Source organism: Rhodococcus sp. 320_ES (assembly GCF_059691855.1).
Genome location: NZ_JCAWAG010000002.1, coordinates 354442 through 370786, shown reverse-complemented (window position 1 = coordinate 370786; position 16345 = coordinate 354442). Strand labels below are relative to the sequence as shown.

Annotated in this window: 14 protein-coding genes; 9 read left to right on the top strand and 5 right to left on the bottom strand. The window is 66.1% G+C overall.

The window, feature by feature from the left end; translation table 11 throughout:
* Window position 1 precedes the first annotated feature (1 nt).
* The 3 genes from AC59JP_RS08385 to AC59JP_RS08375 are packed head-to-tail and all read left to right on the top strand — an operon-like array spanning window position 2 to window position 2959.
* The gene (locus AC59JP_RS08385; RefSeq protein ID WP_497325289.1) at window positions 2–622 is read left to right on the top strand and encodes a TetR/AcrR family transcriptional regulator; all 621 of its coding nucleotides are present in this window, start codon (window positions 2–4) and stop codon (window positions 620–622) included.
* Between the two features lie 11 nt (window positions 623–633).
* The gene (gene purB / locus AC59JP_RS08380) at window positions 634–2055 is read left to right on the top strand and encodes an adenylosuccinate lyase (RefSeq protein ID WP_497325288.1); all 1422 of its coding nucleotides are present in this window, start codon (window positions 634–636) and stop codon (window positions 2053–2055) included.
* A 52-nt stretch (window positions 2056–2107) separates the two neighbouring features.
* Window positions 2108–2959: a DUF559 domain-containing protein gene (locus tag AC59JP_RS08375; protein WP_497325287.1), complete on the top strand. Its 852-nt coding sequence runs from the start codon at window positions 2108–2110 to the stop codon at window positions 2957–2959.
* 22 nt (window positions 2960–2981) lie between these two features.
* Here AC59JP_RS08375 and AC59JP_RS08370 read toward each other — a convergent pair whose 3' ends face one another.
* Entirely contained in the window at window positions 2982–4394 is a 1413-nt protein-coding gene (locus tag AC59JP_RS08370) for an MDR family MFS transporter (RefSeq protein WP_497325286.1), read from the bottom strand.
* Window positions 4395–4453: 59 nt separating this feature from the next.
* Between AC59JP_RS08370 and AC59JP_RS08365 the strand changes: the two genes are divergently transcribed.
* Both AC59JP_RS08365 and AC59JP_RS08360 read left to right on the top strand, forming a co-directional pair.
* Window positions 4454–5338 carry a phosphoribosylaminoimidazolesuccinocarboxamide synthase gene (locus AC59JP_RS08365; RefSeq protein ID WP_497325285.1) on the top strand — a complete coding sequence of 295 codons (885 nt, stop codon included), beginning with the start codon at window positions 4454–4456 and terminating at the stop codon, window positions 5336–5338.
* Window positions 5335–7452 (top strand): S9 family peptidase, encoded by a 2118-nt coding sequence (locus AC59JP_RS08360; RefSeq protein WP_497325283.1) that lies wholly within the window; start codon window positions 5335–5337, stop codon window positions 7450–7452. Before AC59JP_RS08365 ends, AC59JP_RS08360 begins: the two co-directional genes overlap by 4 nt.
* A gap of 12 nt (window positions 7453–7464) precedes the next feature.
* Here the strand turns inward: AC59JP_RS08360 and AC59JP_RS08355 are convergent, their stop codons facing one another.
* The gene (locus AC59JP_RS08355) at window positions 7465–8172 is read right to left on the bottom strand and encodes a response regulator (protein ID WP_497325282.1); all 708 of its coding nucleotides are present in this window, start codon (window positions 8170–8172) and stop codon (window positions 7465–7467) included.
* Window positions 8169–9719 carry a sensor histidine kinase gene (locus AC59JP_RS08350; protein ID WP_497325281.1) on the bottom strand — a complete coding sequence of 517 codons (1551 nt, stop codon included), beginning with the start codon at window positions 9717–9719 and terminating at the stop codon, window positions 8169–8171. The genes AC59JP_RS08355 and AC59JP_RS08350 overlap by 4 nt, the downstream gene beginning before the upstream one ends.
* Window positions 9720–9855: 136 nt before the next feature.
* Here AC59JP_RS08350 and AC59JP_RS08345 point away from each other — a divergent pair, with 136 nt between their 5' ends.
* From AC59JP_RS08345 to AC59JP_RS08335, 3 genes are all read left to right on the top strand, one after another.
* Entirely contained in the window at window positions 9856–11235 is a 1380-nt protein-coding gene (locus AC59JP_RS08345; protein ID WP_497325280.1) for a cation:dicarboxylate symporter family transporter, read from the top strand.
* Between the two features lie 111 nt (window positions 11236–11346).
* Window positions 11347–11847 carry a glutathione peroxidase gene (locus AC59JP_RS08340; protein ID WP_497325279.1) on the top strand — a complete coding sequence of 167 codons (501 nt, stop codon included), beginning with the start codon at window positions 11347–11349 and terminating at the stop codon, window positions 11845–11847.
* 61 nt (window positions 11848–11908) lie between these two features.
* Complete coding sequence (locus AC59JP_RS08335) at window positions 11909–12649, top strand: DUF2334 domain-containing protein (RefSeq protein ID WP_497325278.1); 741 nt, start codon at window positions 11909–11911, stop codon at window positions 12647–12649.
* On the opposite strand, the gene hglS is transcribed toward AC59JP_RS08335, so the two are convergent.
* Window positions 12607–13899, bottom strand: a complete 1293-nt coding sequence (gene hglS / locus AC59JP_RS08330; protein WP_497325277.1) for a 2-oxoadipate dioxygenase/decarboxylase — start codon at window positions 13897–13899, stop codon at window positions 12607–12609. The two genes, AC59JP_RS08335 and hglS, sit on opposite strands and share 43 nt — an antisense overlap.
* Before the next feature lie 78 nt (window positions 13900–13977).
* Between hglS and AC59JP_RS08325 the strand changes: the two genes are divergently transcribed.
* Complete coding sequence (locus AC59JP_RS08325; RefSeq protein ID WP_497325276.1) at window positions 13978–15621, top strand: FAD-binding dehydrogenase; 1644 nt, start codon at window positions 13978–13980, stop codon at window positions 15619–15621.
* Between the two features lie 64 nt (window positions 15622–15685).
* Here AC59JP_RS08325 and AC59JP_RS08320 read toward each other — a convergent pair whose 3' ends face one another.
* Window positions 15686–16330, bottom strand: coding sequence for an MBL fold metallo-hydrolase (locus tag AC59JP_RS08320; RefSeq protein WP_497325275.1), 645 nt, complete (start codon window positions 16328–16330; stop codon window positions 15686–15688).
* Window positions 16331–16345: the final 15 nt, after the last annotated feature.

Genomic DNA, 16345 nt, shown 5'->3' with positions numbered 1-16345 from the left:
CATGCCAGCAGGTACTGCGACGAGGGCGACGCCGAAGGGTAAACGGCGTCGGCAAGCGCTGATCGCGGCTGCTGCGGACCTGCTGCTCTCCGGTGGCTACGACGCCGTCCGGCACCGGAGCGTCGCCGCCCGCGCGAGCCTCCCGCTCGCATCGACGACGTACTACTTCGATTCGCTCGACGACCTCGTCGCGCGCGCGGTGGAGCTCAACGGAGCACGAGAGCTGGAGATCGTGCGGAACCGTCTCTGCACGATCACCCCACGCCCGCGCGGCGCCGAGGCGACCGTCGAATTGATGGTCGACCTGGTGGTGGGACCCGACAGCGACGACCGCCGTCGAGACCTCCTGATCGCGCGATACGAACGGTTCATCGCCTCCGCACGTCACCCCGAGTTGCGCACCATTCAGCGACAGCTGCGGATCGACATGGAGACGCTCGTCGTCGACGCACTCGACCGCGCGGGCCGCTGCATCAGTCGAGGCGGCGCGCGCCGGATGCTGGCCATGGTCGACGGCGTCATCCTGGGTGCGCTCGGCGACGTGGACTCCGACCCACGCGAACGCGTCCGCGAAGTGTTGCTCGGTTTGGTCGACATCGAGGCGCCGTTGCCGCAGCCGTAAACTGCACGCTCGTGAGCCGTATTCCGAATGTCCTCGCCACCCGCTACGCCAGCGCCGAGTTGGTGGAACTGTGGTCGCCCGAACACAAGATCGTTCTCGAACGCCAACTGTGGATCGCGGTGCTGCGAGCGCAGGCGGAACTCGGTGTCGACGTTCCCGCCGACGCCATCGCCGACTACGAGCGGGTATTGGGCGATGTGGACCTCGAATCCATCGCAGCTCGGGAACGGGTGACCCGCCACGACGTCAAGGCGCGGATCGAGGAGTTCAACGCTCTGGCCGGGCACGAGCAGGTGCACAAGGGTCTGACCAGCCGCGACCTCACCGAGAACGTCGAGCAGCTACAGATTCTTCGATCGCTCGAGCACGTGCATTCTCACGGCGTCGCGGTCGCAGCTCGATTGGCCGAGCGTGCCGCCGAGTACAGCGACATCGTCATGGCGGGTCGCAGTCACAACGTCGCGGCGCAGGCCACCACGCTCGGCAAGCGGTTCGCATCGGCGGCCGACGAGCTGCTCGTCGCTCTCGCCCGGGTGTGCGAGCTGATCGCCCGCTACCCGTTGCGCGGCATCAAAGGGCCGATGGGTACGGCGCAAGACATGTTGGACCTGCTCGGCGGCGACGCTTCCAAGCTGGCCGAGCTCGAGGGCAAGGTGGCGACCCATCTCGGTTTCGCGAACGTGCTGACCAGCGTCGGTCAGGTGTACCCGCGGTCGCTCGATCACGACGTGGTGTCCGCCCTCGTGCAGGTCGGGGCCGGGCCGTCGTCGTTCGCCCACACGGTGCGCTTGATGGCCGGCCACGAACTGGTGACGGAAGGCTTCCAGCCGGGCCAGGTCGGGTCGTCGGCGATGCCGCACAAGATGAACACGCGCTCGTGTGAACGAGTGAACGGCCTGCAGGTGATCCTGCGTGGCTACGGATCGATGGCCGCCGAGTTGGCCGGCGCGCAATGGAACGAAGGCGACGTGTTCTGTTCCGTCGTCCGCCGCGTAGCGCTGCCGGACGCGTTCTTCGCACTCGACGGAATGATGGAAACGTTCCTGACCGTGCTCGCGGAGATGGGCGCGTACCCGGCCGTCATCGAGCGCGAGCTCGATCGCTACCTGCCGTTCCTGGCGACGACCCGTGTGCTGATGGCGGCGGTTCGTGCCGGAGTCGGGCGCGAGAGTGCGCACGAAGTCATCAAGGAGCACGCGGTCGCGGTGGCGCTGGCGATGCGCGAGCAGGGCAAGGAACCGGACCTCCTCGACCGCCTCGCCGCGGACGATCGGTTGCCGCTCGATCGTGCCGCGCTGGACGCCGCGCTGGAGGACAAGTCCGCGTTCGTCGGAGCCGCCGCGTCCCAGGTGGCCGCGGTGGTCGCCGCGGTCGACGAACTTGTCGCGCAGTACCCCGAGGCCGCGAAGTACACGCCGTCGCCGATTCTGTAGTGAAGTTCGGGTGCTGCGGCACCGGAAGCTGATCAGCTGCGTCCAATCCAGCATGATCAGCGACATTCTGGCGGTTCAGGACGGCATCATCACCACCGATCAGGCGCGCGAAGCGGGTCTGAGCCGCGACGCGGTCGGCCGCCTGGTCAGGTCCGGGCAATGGCGACGCTTGTCGGCGCGGGTCTACTTCGTCGCGGACCGGGAGTTCACCGACGACGCGCGGATCCGAGCGGCGGTGTGGGGATCGGGCCGCGGAGCAACACTGACCGGACTGTCCGCCGCGCACTGGCTGGGCCTCGATGTCGACGTGCCGTCGCGGGTGGAGGTCACCGTCCCACGCTCGGGGCGGAGCCGCCCGCTCGACGGGACGGTGTTGCGGCGTCGTGACCTCGATGCGCGTGACGTGATCACGCGCAGGGGGATTCGAGTGACTTCGGTGCCGCTGACGGTGATCGAGGCTGCGACGACCACGGGTGGTGTGCGGGTGATGGACCGTGCGCTGCAACGCCACACGAGTATCGGCGCATTGAAGGCCGCACACCGACGGAACCCGGGCCGGCACGGGTCGCGGATCGCCGAGCGGTTGCTCCTGTCAGCGGAATCCGGTGCGCGCTCGGAGCTCGAACGCGTTCTGATCGGTCTTCTGCGGTCACACAAGATCACCGGGTGGACGGCCAACTACCAGTACGGGCGCTACGTCATCGATGTTGCGTTCCCGAAGCACCGGTTGGCCATCGAGGTCGATGGGTGGGCCTTTCACACCGACGCGACTCGGTTCCAGCGTGATCGTGAACGACAGAACGCGCTCAGCCGTGACTGGCGGGTACTGCGGTTCACGTGGGAAGACCTCAACTGCCGACCGGAACATGTGATCGCCGACATTCGGACCATGCTTGGGTGCTGAATCGTGCGCTCAGCGCACGGTTCTACACCGAAGATGTACGTCTGGGGAGCACGAAGGCCAGCACCAACATCAACACCGCCGTGCCGGCGACGCCCAGGAACACCAGGTGGATCGCGTCGGCCAGCTGGTCGGGTGGGGGATTGCCCGTGGTGTCGACGCGCGAGTTCACCACGGCGCCGAAGATCGCGACGCCCACGGCGCTGCCGATGGAGCGCGCGAACAGGTTGGTCGAGGTCACCACGCCTCGTTCGGCCCAGTCGACGCTCGACTGGGCGGCGATGAGGGTGGGGCTGGCGACCAGACCCAACCCGAGTCCGGTGATGAAGCACACCACCCCGACCTGCCACACCTGCGCGTTCTGGGTGACGAGAACCGCGGAGCCGGCGCCGATCATGGTGAGGATGCCGCCGACGAGGGCGGTGGTGCGGAAACCGAAGCGGAGATAGATCTTCCCGGATTGCGACGCCGCGATGGGCCATCCCAATGTGAGTGTGGCGAGCGCGAATCCGGCCACGATGGCTCCGGTCCCGAGGACGCCCTGCACATAGGTGGGCACGTACGTCGTCAGCCCCAGCACGAGAGCGCCGATGAGAAGCGACAGCGCGCTGCTGACGATCAAGAGCCGACGAGTGAGCACCCAGAGCGGAAGTATGGGGTGCTCGGTGTGCGATTCGATCCACGTGAACAACGCCAACGACACCGCTCCGAGACCGAAGATGCCCACCCCGATCGGTGACCACCACTGCCACGAGTGACCGCCTTCGAGCAGGCCCAGGATGATGGCCGCAGCCCCGATCGTGAGCGTCGCGGCGCCGGGGTAGTCGATCTTCGGGCGGTTGCGCACGGCCGATTCGTGGAAGTTGCGGATGAGCATCCACGCCGCCACCGCGCAGAGCGGAATGTTGACGAAGAAGATCCACCGCCAGGTCAGGAACTCGGAGAACACCCCTCCGAGCGTCGGCCCGAGCACGGACGACATGGCCCACACGCTCGCCAGATATCCCTGCGCCTTCGCTCGTTCCTTCACCGTGTAGATGTCACCGGCGATGGTGATCGACATCGGCTGAACCGCCCCCGCCCCGAGCCCCTGGATGGCGCGGAAGGCGATCAGGGCGGGCATGCTCCACGCGATTCCACACAGGATCGAGCCGACGGCGAACAGTCCGATGCCGAACAACATGACGGGCTTGCGGCCGAAGATGTCGGCGAACTTGCCGTAGAGCGGCACCGATACCGCTTGGGCCAGAAGGTAGATCGAGAAGAGCCACGGGAACTGCGAGAAACCGCCCAGATCGTCGACGATGCTCAGGACGGCCGTCGCGATGATCGTCGAGTCCAGCGCGACCAGCGACGTGCCGAGCATCAACGAGATCAAGATGGGACCGCGCTCGGAGCGGAAACCCACGTCTACCGCGGAATCGGTGTTCGTTGCCATTGCTATCCAGTATGACGGGCCTGCTGGTCGCGTGACCAACCCGATTAGGGTGGACTCTCGTGCGTCCCTCACTTTCGCAGTACCAGCATGTGGCCGGCGGCAAGGTCCGCGACCTGTATCGCGTCGACGACGACCATCTGCTCCTGGTCGCCAGCGATCGCATCTCCGCGTACGACCACATCCTGTCGACGCCGATTCCCGACAAGGGTCGCGTTCTGACGGCGATGAGCGTGTTCTTCTTCGACCTCCTCGGCGGCGTCAATCACCTTGCGGGAGACGCCGAGGACGAACGGATTCCGCAGGACCTGCTCGGCCGGGCGCTGGTGGTCCGCACGCTGAAGATGGTGCCCATAGAGTGCGTCGCTCGCGGATACCTCACGGGGTCCGGGCTCGCCGACTACCGCGCCACAGGTTCGGTGTGCGGGGTTTCGCTCCCCGACGGGCTCGTCGAGGCGAGCAAGTTGCCCGAGCCCATCTTCACTCCCGCATCGAAGGCCGAGCTCGGAGACCACGACGAGAATGTCGACTTCGCAGCCGTGGTCGACGCACTGGGTCCCGAACTGGCCGAGAATCTTCGCTCCACCACCGTGGACATCTACGAGCGTGCCGCTCGATACGCCGCGACGCGCGGGATCATATTGGCGGACACGAAGTTCGAGTTCGGTGTCGACGACGACGGCGCACTCGTTCTCGCCGACGAGGTGCTCACCCCCGACTCGTCGCGGTACTGGCCCGCGGACGGGTACGAGGCGGGCAGGGTGCAGCCGAGCTTCGACAAGCAGTTCGTCCGCGACTGGCTGACGGGGGAGTCGGGATGGGACCGAGCCGGTGACGCTGCGCCCCCGCCACTGCCGGCCGATGTCGTCGATGCGACCCGCGCCCGCTATATCGAGGCCTACGAACGTATTTCGGGTCTGAACTTCGACGATTGGGTTACTCCGTGACGATTACTCCTCCCGTGGCCAAGAAGGTGCCGCACGAGCGCACGCACCACGGCGACACGTTCGTCGACAACTACGAATGGTTGCGGGCCAAGGAAGATCCCGAGGTGGTGGCGTACCTCGAGGCCGAGAACGCCTACACCGAGCAGCAGACCGCGCACCTGGAACCGTTGCGCACCAAGATCTTCGACGAGATCAAATCACGTACGCAGGAAACCGATCTGTCGGTTCCCACGCGGCGCGGGCTGTGGTGGTACTACGGCCGCACCACCGAAGGCAAGAGTTACGGGATGCAGTGCCGCTGCCCCGTCGACTCGCCGGACGACTGGACGCCGCCGGAACTGGCGGTCGGAGTCGACGTCCTCGGGGAAGAAATCGTCCTGGACGCGAACGTCGAAGCCGAGGGTCACGACTTCTTCTCGCTCGGCGCGTTCTCCGTGAGCGACGACGGCAACCTGCTCGCGTACTCCGTGGACACCGCGGGCGACGAGCGGTACACGTTGCGGGTCAAGGACCTTCGGACCTACGAGCTCCTGTCCGACGAGATCGCGAACACGGCTCCGGGCGCCACGTGGTCGACCGATCAGCAGTACCTCTTCTATCAGACCGTCGACGACTCGTGGCGTCCCGACAAGGTGTGGCGGCACCGCCTCGGCACCTCGTCGTCGGAGGACGTCATGGTGTTCGAGGAGCCGGACGAGGCCTACTGGGTGGGCTTCGGCGGCACCCGCAGCGACAAGTACCTCATGATCTGGGTCGGATCCAAGGTCACCACCGAGGGCTGGTACCTCGAAGCGGACAACCCGACCGGCGAGTTCAAGGTCATCCTTCCGCGGCGCGAGGGTGTCGAGTACAGCGCTGAGCATGCGGTGGTGGGCGGTGAGGATCGCTTCGTCATCCTGCACAACGACGTGGTCGACGGAGTCAAGGCCGAGAACTTCGTGCTGGCCGACGCTCCGGTCTCGGATCCGACGAACATGACTCTGCTGATCCCGCACCGAGACACCGTCCGGCTCGAAGAGGTCGACGCGTTCGCGAATCACCTGGTGGTGTCCTACCGGCGTGAGGCGCTCACCCGAATCGCGTTGTGGCCCTTGGGTCCGGACGGATACGGTGAGGTGTCCGAACTCGAATTCGGCGAGGAGCTGTTCTCCGTCGGGCTGGGCGCGAACCCGGAGTGGGCGGCGCCGCTTCTGCGTTTCGGCTACACCTCGTTCATCACCCCGTCGCAGGTATACGACGTCGACCTCGCGTCCGGTGAACGCATCCTGCGCAAGTCGCAGCCCGTGCTCGGCGACTTCGATCCGTCGAGGTACGAGCAACGCCGCGAATGGGCCACGGCGGAGGACGGAACGAAGATCCCGCTGTCCGTGGTGAGCCGCAAGGACGTTCCGTCGACCGGTGTCGTCCCGACCCTTCTGTACGGATACGGCTCGTACGAGGCGAGCATGGACCCGTCGTTCTCCGTCGCGCGGTTGTCTCTGCTCGACCGCGGCATCGTGTTCGTCATCGCGCACGTGCGCGGCGGCGGCGAGATGGGTCGCCAGTGGTACGAGAACGGCAAGATGACGACGAAGAAGAACACGTTCACCGACTTCGTCGCTGCCGCACGTCATCTCACCGAAACCGGTCGCGCGGACAACAAGCATCTGGTGGCGGACGGTGGCAGCGCCGGCGGTCTGCTGATGGGTGCGATGGCGAACCTCGCGCCGGAACTGTTCTCGGGCATCCTGGCGAACGTTCCGTTCGTCGATCCGCTCACCTCCATCCTCGATCCGTCGTTGCCGCTGACGGTCATCGAGTGGGACGAGTGGGGAAACCCGTTGGAGTCCAAAGAGGTCTACGACTACATGAAGTCCTACAGCCCGTACGAGAACGTGGAGGCCAAGGACTACCCGGCGATCCTGGCCATCACCAGCATCAACGACACCCGGGTGCTCTACGTCGAGCCGGCCAAATGGGTTGCTGCACTGAGGGCTACCAAGACGGGCGACTCGGAGGTGCTGCTCAAGACCGAGATGAGTGCGGGCCACGGCGGCGTCAGCGGGCGGTACGAGAAGTGGCGTGAGGTGGCGTTCGAATACGCGTGGGTCATCGAGCGGACCGGGGCCGCCTGACCCCTGCACAGCTCAGCGCCAGGTGTAACGAATCTGCGGTCTCCCGGCGCGCCCGTACTCGGTGTGCCGCTCGACGACACCGTCGTCGGCCAGTCGCTCGAGGTAGCGCCATGCGGTCACCCGCGACACCCCTACCGCTTTGGCTGCCTCGGACGCTCCCATGCCGTCGGGGGACGCCTTGACGGCGTTCGATATCTCGGAGAGCGTTTGCGGTGCAATGCCTTTGGGTGCGGCCGCACGTTCGTCGGCGGTGCGGAGCGAGGCCATCGCGCGGTCGATGTCGCGCTGGCTGACCGCGGTGTCGCCGTCCGCCAGCGCCGTGCGGAACTCCTGGTAGCGCTCGAGCTTGTCGCGAAACGCCGCGAAGGTGAAGGGCTTGAGCAGGTACAGGACCACACCGTGAGCGACGGCCGACCGAACCACGGCGAGGTCGCGCTCGGACGTGATCGCAATGACGTCGGGCCCGGGGCGCAGCCCGCCTAACGCGGCCGCGACGTCGACACCGTTCGCATCCGGCAACCCGATGTCGAGCAGCACCAGATCGATGGGTGTGCCTGCCGCAACGGCATTCGCGGCGGCGCGCATGGCGGCCGCTGCGCTGTGGACCATCCCGGCGACCTCGAAACCGCTCACACGGCCGACGTACGTCGCGTGCGCTTCGGCGATGAGGGGTTCGTCCTCGACGATCAGGACTCTGATCGGTGCGGTCCCCGCCGTCACCGCGGTGCTCCGGTCAAGGGGATCGACGCGGTGACCACGCTTCCGTACGAATTCTCCGCGGTCAGGGTTCCGTCGTGGCGCGCGACGACCTGACTGACCAACGCCAACCCCAGTCCGCGAGAACCGGACTTGGTCGAGAAGCCTCGTGCGCGAGCTGCTCCGAGTGCATCGGGATCCATGCCGGGCCCACTGTCCGCGACCTGTACGACGAGCTGACCGTCACGCTCGCGCACCGTCACCTCCACCCAGGGTTGATCCGACGACTTGGACGCGTCGATCGCATTGTCTATCAGATTGCCTGCCAGAGTGACCAATTCACGCGGATCCGATCCGGTCTCGCCGAGTGCCGTGTCTTCGGTGACCGTCAGCTCGACCCCCTGCTCGGCGGCCTGACTGATCTTTCCGAGCAGCAGTGCGGCGACCGCGGGTTCGTGCACGGTGTTCATCAGGCGATCGATGAGGTGTTGGGAGAGTTCGAGTTCGGCGGTCGCGAACTCCACTGCCTCTTCGGCCCGGCCGAGTTCGACCATCGTGATCACCGTGTGCAGTCGGTTGGCCGATTCGTGCGCCTGCGAGCGCAACGACTCCGCGAATGTCGTCATCGAGTCGAGTTCTCCCGTCACACGCTGCAATTCGGTGTGGTCGCGGATCGTCATGACCGTGCCCAGCTGCCGTCCCTGCCACAGCACCGGTGACTCGTTCACGATCAGGATTCGGGTGTCCGTCAGATGCATCTCGTCGCGCATGCCGCCGGGCTTTCTCTCCCGCATCGATTCCGGAAGGTCGGATCGGAGCAATGGCCCGTCGCCGAGGTTCAGCAGCCGCCGCGCCTCGTCGTTGACGACGTCGGAGCGATCGTTGGAGTCCCACACCACCAGGCCTTCGCCGATGGAGTGCAGGACGGCGTCGTTGTGCTCGTACATACGGCGCAGCTCGTCGGGTGCCAGCCCGAGAGTCTGCCGCCGCAGCCGGCGGCTGAGCACGCCGGACGCGATCACGGCCACCGCGAACGCACCGACGAGGGCGGAGACGAACACGGGAAGTCCGGCGACGAAGCGGTCGGTGATCTTCTCGCGGGTCAGTCCGGCCGAGACGAGCCCGATCACGCGGTCGCCGTCGTACACCGGCGTGACGGACCGGATGGAGGGCCCGAGCGACCCGACGTAGGTCTCGGTGAACGTTTGGCCGGCCAACGCTCGGTCGATGTTGCCCGTGAACGGTTTTCCGATCAGGTCGACGGTGGTGTGCGTGAATCGCGTGCGGTCCGGCGCCATCACGACGATGAAGTCCACGTCGGTCTCCGTGCGGATCTTTTCCGTCACCGGCTGAAGCAGCGCTGTGGGGTCGGGCGATTCGATGGCCTCCCGCGTCGACGGAGACGTGGCCAGCGCCACCGCGATCGCGATCACTTGCCGGCGGGTGGCGTCGTCACTGTCGTGACGCTCGTTGATCACTGCGAGGGTGCCGCCGATCGCGACGAGCAGGACGATCACGGCGAGCTGCCACACGAACAGCTGGCGGGCGACGCTTTTCGGTGCTCGTGCCACTGTTCTCCGATCCGATGGCTATGAAACAAATTTACATATGCGTGACTCGAATCACGTGGATGGGTGAGTATTCGAGTACACCGAGCGTGACCCGCCTCACGCTCCTCCGCTCCACTTCGAACCCAAAGGAACACACATGACCTCGAGCGTCGACGACCGGTCCATCGACCCGCCGGTGAAGAAGAAGCGCGACAAGACTCACTGGCTCTACATCGCCGTGATCATCGCGGTGGTGGCCGGCGTGATCGTCGGTCTGGTCGCGAAGGGCGTGGGCGTCGAACTCGCCGTTCTCGGAACGATCTTCGTCAGTCTCATCAAGATGATGATCAGCCCGGTCATCTTCTGCACCATCGTTCTCGGCATCGGCTCCGTTCGAGCCGCAGCCAGCGTCGGCAAGGTCGGCGGCATGGCTCTCGCCTACTTCCTGACGATGTCCACCATCGCGCTCGGCATCGGCATGGTCGTCGGCAACCTGATTCAGCCCGGCACCGGCCTGAACGTTCCGAACAGCAGCGCGTCCGTCGACAAGCTCGTCGCACAGGCCGAGGGCGCCGGCGGAACACTCGACTTCATCCAGAACATCATCCCGACGTCGCTGCTCTCGTCGCTCACCGAGGGAAGCGTTCTGCAGACGCTGTTCGTCGCGCTCCTCGTCGGCTTCGGAATCCAGGCCATGGGCAAGCAGGGTGAGCCGATCCTCAAGGGCATCGGCCTGATCCAGAAGCTCGTATTCCGCATCCTCGCCGGAATTCTCTGGCTCGCCCCGATCGGTGCTTTCGGCGCCATCGCCGGTGTCGTCGGCGCAACCGGCTTCGACGCGGTCATCCAGCTCGGCACTCTGATGCTGGCCTTCTACATCACCTGCGCCATCTTCGTCTTCGGCTTCCTCGGCCTGATCCTGCGCTTCGTCGCCGGAACCTCGATCTTCAAGCTGGTCAAGTACTTGGCTCGTGAGTACCTGCTCATCGTCGCCACCTCGTCGTCCGAGTCGGCGCTCCCGCGCCTGATCGCCAAGATGGAGCACGTCGGTGTCGAGCGCACCACCGTCGGCATCGTCGTCCCGACCGGCTACTCCTTCAACCTCGACGGCACCGCGATCTACCTGACCATGGCCTCGATCTTCATCGCCGACGCCATGAACCTGCCGCTCTCGATCCCCGAGCAGCTCTCGCTCCTGCTGTTCATGATCGTCGCCTCCAAGGGTGCGGCGGGCGTGTCCGGCGCCGGCCTGGCCACGCTGGCCGGCGGCCTGCAGAGCCACCGCCCCGAGTTGCTCGACGGCATCGGCCTGATCGTCGGAATCGACCGCTTCATGTCCGAGGCGCGCGCCGTCACAAACTTCTCCGGAAACGCCGTGGCCACCCTGCTCGTCGGAACGTGGACCAAGACCATCGACAACGAGCGAGTCAAGGACGTGCTCGACGGCAAGCTGCCCTTCGACGAGACCACCATGGTCGACGACGGACACGGCCCGGCCGTGGAGCCGGAGACCAAGCCGGATCTGGTCAAGAGCTGACCGATCCTCCCCAGACGACGGGCGCATCCTCCTCACCCGAGGATGCGCCCGTTTTCCATGCGCGGAGACCACCTTTTCGCGGGCCGTGTTACCGACCGGTACCGTTGCCGCATGACTGAACTGCAGAACATCGGCTTGAACACCCTCGGCGGTGCGCCGACCAGCCTGGAGGAGTACAACGGCCGCGCCGTGTTGCTGGTCAACGTCGCCTCCAAGTGCGGGTTGACCCCGCAGTACACCAAGCTCGAGCAGCTGGCCAAGGACTACTCCGACCGCGGTCTCACCGTCATCGGAGTGCCGTGCAACCAGTTCGGTGGACAGGAACCGGGCTCGGCGGAAGAGATCGAAACATTCTGCTCCACCACCTACGGCGTGACGTTCCCGCTGATGGAGAAGGTCGACGTCAACGGGCCCAACCAGCACCCGCTGTACGCCGAGCTGACGCAGACTGCCGACGCAGCCGGTGAAGCCGGCGCAGTGCAGTGGAACTTCGAGAAGTTCCTCATCGCACCCGACGGCACCGTCGCGGGCCGCTTCCGTCCCCGCACCGAGCCGGATGCTCCCGAGATCATCGAGGCGATCGACAAGGTCCTCCCCGTTCGTACTCTCTGAGTTCAGCTCGAATCAATATCGGCAGAAACCGTCGTACACCCGGGTGTGCGACGGTTTTTGTATGAACGCCAGCTTGATCGTCTCGGTGTCGGGCATCCGCGACGAGACCCGCGACGCCGCGGCCGACTTCGCAGCCGAACTGGACCGCAAGGGTGTGCGGTTATCGTTGCTCGTCGCACCGAGGCTGAAGGACAAGTACCGACTCACCCGCGACGCGCCGACGCAGGACTGGCTGCGCGAGCGCAAGCAGGCCGGCGACGCCATCGTGTTGCACGGCTACGACCAGGCGGCCACCAAGCGTCGCCGCGCCGAATTCGCCACCCTTCCCGCTCATGAGGCGCGGTTGCGGCTCACCGCTGCCGACCGCGTGATGGAAGAGATCGGGCTACGCACCCGGGTGTTCGCGGCGCCGCGGTGGATCGCGTCGCCAGGAGCCGTGTCCGCCCTTCCCGCAGCGGGTTTCCGTGTTCTCGCGGGCGCAACCGCGGTGCACGACCTCGAGCGCGGAACATCGGTGCGATCGCGAGTCTTCGGAATCGGCGAAGGCTTCGGCGCCGGTTCGGGTGGCTGGGTTTGGGAACCGGGCACGACGGAACCGTGGTGGTGCCGCGCGCTGGTGATGGGCGCCGGGCGGGTGGCGCGTCGTGGCGGAGTGGTGCGGCTGGCGATCAGCGCGAAGCAGGTCGGTCGACCCGGTCCGCGGCAGGCGATGATCGACGCGATCGACCTCGCCCAGTATCACGGCGCGGAATCGGCTGGCTACGAGTGGCTTCCGCGCGAGTCGTCGCGCCGCATCGCCTGAATCGATTTCTCCGACTGCGCACGATAGAGGTCGTGTGGGTCTGCCACCGCGCGGCCGATCACCTCGGACATCCTGTCGATCGACCATGTTGATCCTCGAGCCGATTCGTCCTTGGCTCCGTCTCCGGTAAGATTGGACCGGAAGATGCCGGCCGCCGACGCGGGGAGGAAGTCCTCGTAGACGATGGGCTCCGCGATCACCGCGCCGTTCCTGATCGATCGCGGCAGGTCGTCGAGGTAATCCTCCTGTGGGCGTTCGAGATTCGGCGAATAGGTGAAGTACCCGATCCCCTGAGCCGCTAACTCGACTTCCGTGTCGGGATAGACGCCGTCCGCATCGTAGATCTCCCGGCCCTTCTCGGTCAGAGCGATCCCGCGTGCTTCGACCTCGCCGAAACGCACGCGCAAGGAGTCGGTGTAGACCCGTCCGTCGGGTGCGCGAAAGGACCGCGGCTCGGCGAGCGCGCGAAACGACGTCTGGCGCAGCAGGACTGCAGGACCGTCGGTACGCGGAGGTCCCTGAATGCGGTCGATCATCTCGATACCGCGATCCTGCATCCGGGTGTACAGGTCGTCGATGTCGAGGACGCGGGGAGTCAGGTGGTTGATGTGCGTGGTGCTCACACCGCCGATGTCGGCCGCGACCGACGACACGGCCTCCAGTGTGTCGTACCACTCGCGGTCCACCGGCTCCGACCCGATCTCGAAAGCGGCGGTGGCGAGTTCGACGAATCGGTCGGCGTCGGTGTCGTCGAGGTCCTTTGCCGCAGCGAGTTCGAGCAGTTCGGGCGAGAAGAGTGTGCGGGCGCCCAGGAAGCGATCGAGGCGCTCCTGCAGTCCGGGACCGAAGAATCGGCGGTCGTCGGTGACCAGGAGTGAGGTGAACACCCGAAACGGGTTGAGCGCCAACTCGTCCGGATCGGTGGGTCGGAAGGCGGTGGACACCACGGGGATGGGCGTGGCGGCGTCGCGCAGGTCGTAGAACCCGACGGGATGCATACCGAACGCGGCGAAGATGGTTGCGACCGAGCGCATTTCGTCTTCGGTGCCGACTCGGATCGCGCCGTGCCGCTCGGCAGAGACTCGCGAGATGGTGCCGAGCCGTTCCGCGTCGGCGCCGTCGCGGAGCATCACATCGCGATTGACCTCCTCGGTGACCTCCACGAGCGTCGTGTAGGCGGGGACCTCGCGGCCGTACATCGACGAGAGCGATGCGGCGAAGCGGGCGCGGAGGGTCGACGTCGGCACCATTCGGCGATGGTATCCGTGCGCCGGCCGAGTCGACCGGGTTTCCTTCTGCTCATCCGTCGGCGCGGTTACCGTGGTCATATGAGCACTCGTGCAGCGGACGTCGTGGTCGTCGGAGCGGGACTGGCGGGGCTGGTGGCCACCGCGGAACTCGTCGAAGCCAAGAAGCGCGTGATCCTGGTCGATCAGGAGAACGCGAACAACCTCGGTGGCCAGGCCTTCTGGTCGTTCGGCGGGTTGTTCCTCGTCGACACCTCGGAGCAGCGCCGGCTGGGCATCAAGGACTCCTACGACCTCGCGCTCCAGGACTGGATGGGCACCGCCGGGTTCGACCGTGAGGAGGACTACTGGCCACGGCAGTGGGCGCAGGCCTACGTGTCGTTCGCGGCGGGGGAGAAGCGAAGCTGGCTTCGCGAACGCGGATGGAAGGTGTTCCCGCTGGTCGGCTGGGCCGAGCGCGGAGGCTACGGCGCCACGGGCCCGGGCAACTCGGTACCGCGATTCCACCTGACCTGGGGCACGGGACCCGCGCTGGTGGAGGTCTTCTCGCGCATCGTGCGTGAGGGAGTGGCCACCGGACTCGTCACTCTTGCTCACCGTCATCAGGTCGACGAGATCGTGCTGACGAACGGTGTCGCCACCGGGGTTCGCGGAACGGTGCTCGAACCGTCGTCCGTTGCGAACGGCGTCCCGTCGTCGCGGGTCGGCGTCGGCGAGTTCGAGTTCTCGGCGGGCGCGGTGATCGTGACGTCGGGCGGCATCGGCGCCAACTGGGAACTGGTGCAGAAGAATTGGCCCAAGCGGATGGGAAAGCCGCCGAAGCACATGCTCACCGGTGTGCCCGCGCACGTGGACGGGCGGATGCTCGGCATCACCGAGGCGGCGGGCGCCAACATCATCAACCCGGACCGCATGTGGCACTACACGGAGGGCATCACCAACTACGACTCCATCTGGCCCAACCACGGCATTCGCATCCTGCCCGGCCCGTCGTCGATCTGGCTGGACGCCACCGGCAAGCAGCTCCCGGCCCCGCTGTTTCCGGGGTTCGACACCCTCGGCACGCTCGAGCACATCGTCACCACGGGCTACGACTACACCTGGTTCGTCCTCGACCAGAAGATCATCGAGAAGGAATTCGGACTTTCCGGCCAGGAGCAGAACCCCGACCTGACCGGTCGGGACGTGCGCAAGCTGCTCGAACGGGTACGGCCCGGCGCACCGGAGCCGATCGAGAAGTTCAAACAGCGCGGCGAAGATTTCGTCGTCGCGGACACCCTCACGGACCTGGTCGCCGGAATGAACAAGATCGGTGAGGTCGACCTCGAGGTCGAGGACATCGAGCGGCTGATCGTCGCCCGTGATCGTGAAATGGACAACGACTTCAGCAAGGACCTGTCCGTCTCGGCCATCCACGCTGCCCGGAACTACAAGGGCGACAAGGCTGCTCGCATCGCGGCGCCGCACAAGATGCTCGACCCGGCGTCGGGACCGCTGATCGCGGTCAAGCTGCATATGCTGACCCGCAAGACCCTCGGCGGACTCGAAACCAACCTGAACTCGCAGGTGCTCAAAGCCGACGGGACGGTGTTCGACGGTCTGTACGCCGCCGGTGAGGTGGCGGGCTTCGGGGGTGGCGGAGTCCACGGCTACCGCTCGCTGGAGGGCACGTTCCTGGGCGGATGCATCTTTTCCGGAAGGGCCGCAGGCAGGGCGTTGCGGTAGGGGGCTCCGCCCCCTGTGCGCGATTTCCGCCCTCGGAGGGGCGGAAATCGCGCACAGCGGGTGCCTACAAGGTGAGGCTGTTCTCCTGCGAGAATTGCCGGAACTCCGTCGCCTCGTCGGACAGGTTGTCGTACATCCCGAAGTAGATGGGGCGCGCACCCTCGGCCACGACGGCCTCGTGGATCGGAAAGGCCAGCCGCGGCTTCACTGCGCGCAAGAAGTCCACGCCTTCGGACACCTTCATCCAGGGGGCGCCGGCGGGCATGGCCAGCACGTCCACGGTCTGCTCCGGTACGAACAGCGAATCGCCCGGATGCAGCAGCTGGCCCGGGGCGTCCGCTGACCCGAGAAGGAAGCCGACGTTGTCGATCAACGGAATGTCGGGATGAATCGTGGCGTGCGTGCCGCCGACACCGGTGGCCTGCAGGGCGCCGACGGTGACGACGTCCCCGGCGTTCACAGCGGTCCACGCGTCGCCGAGCTGCGATGCGGTCTGTGGATCGCTGAACAGCTTCGCCGTCGGATTGGCGTCGATCAGCGCCGGAAGTCGATCGACATCGACGTGGTCGGCGTGCTGGTGGGTGACGAAGATGGCGTCGAGCCCCGTGATTCCTTCGAATCCGTGGCTGAACGAGCCGGGGTCGAAGAGCACCGTCGCCCCTTCGATGGTGGCGAGCAAGCAGGAATGTCCGAAGTGAGTCAGCTCCATGTCAACGAGTATGCG

Bases quoted from the DNA above. Each gene is read 5' to 3' on its own strand.
- AC59JP_RS08385 (WP_497325289.1), top strand. From the start codon at position 2: ATGCCAGCAGGTACTGCGACGAGGGCGACGCCGAAGGGTAAACGGCGT.
- AC59JP_RS08375 (WP_497325287.1), top strand. From the start codon at position 2,108: ATGATCAGCGACATTCTGGCGGTTCAGGACGGCATCATCACCACCGAT.
- AC59JP_RS08370 (WP_497325286.1), bottom strand. From the start codon at position 4,394: ATGGCAACGAACACCGATTCCGCGGTAGACGTGGGTTTCCGCTCCGAG.
- AC59JP_RS08345 (WP_497325280.1), top strand. From the start codon at position 9,856: ATGACCTCGAGCGTCGACGACCGGTCCATCGACCCGCCGGTGAAGAAG.
- AC59JP_RS08340 (WP_497325279.1), top strand. From the start codon at position 11,347: ATGACTGAACTGCAGAACATCGGCTTGAACACCCTCGGCGGTGCGCCG.
- AC59JP_RS08335 (WP_497325278.1), top strand. From the start codon at position 11,909: ATGAACGCCAGCTTGATCGTCTCGGTGTCGGGCATCCGCGACGAGACC.
- hglS (WP_497325277.1), bottom strand. From the start codon at position 13,899: ATGGTGCCGACGTCGACCCTCCGCGCCCGCTTCGCCGCATCGCTCTCG.
- AC59JP_RS08325 (WP_497325276.1), top strand. From the start codon at position 13,978: ATGAGCACTCGTGCAGCGGACGTCGTGGTCGTCGGAGCGGGACTGGCG.
- AC59JP_RS08320 (WP_497325275.1), bottom strand. From the start codon at position 16,330: ATGGAGCTGACTCACTTCGGACATTCCTGCTTGCTCGCCACCATCGAA.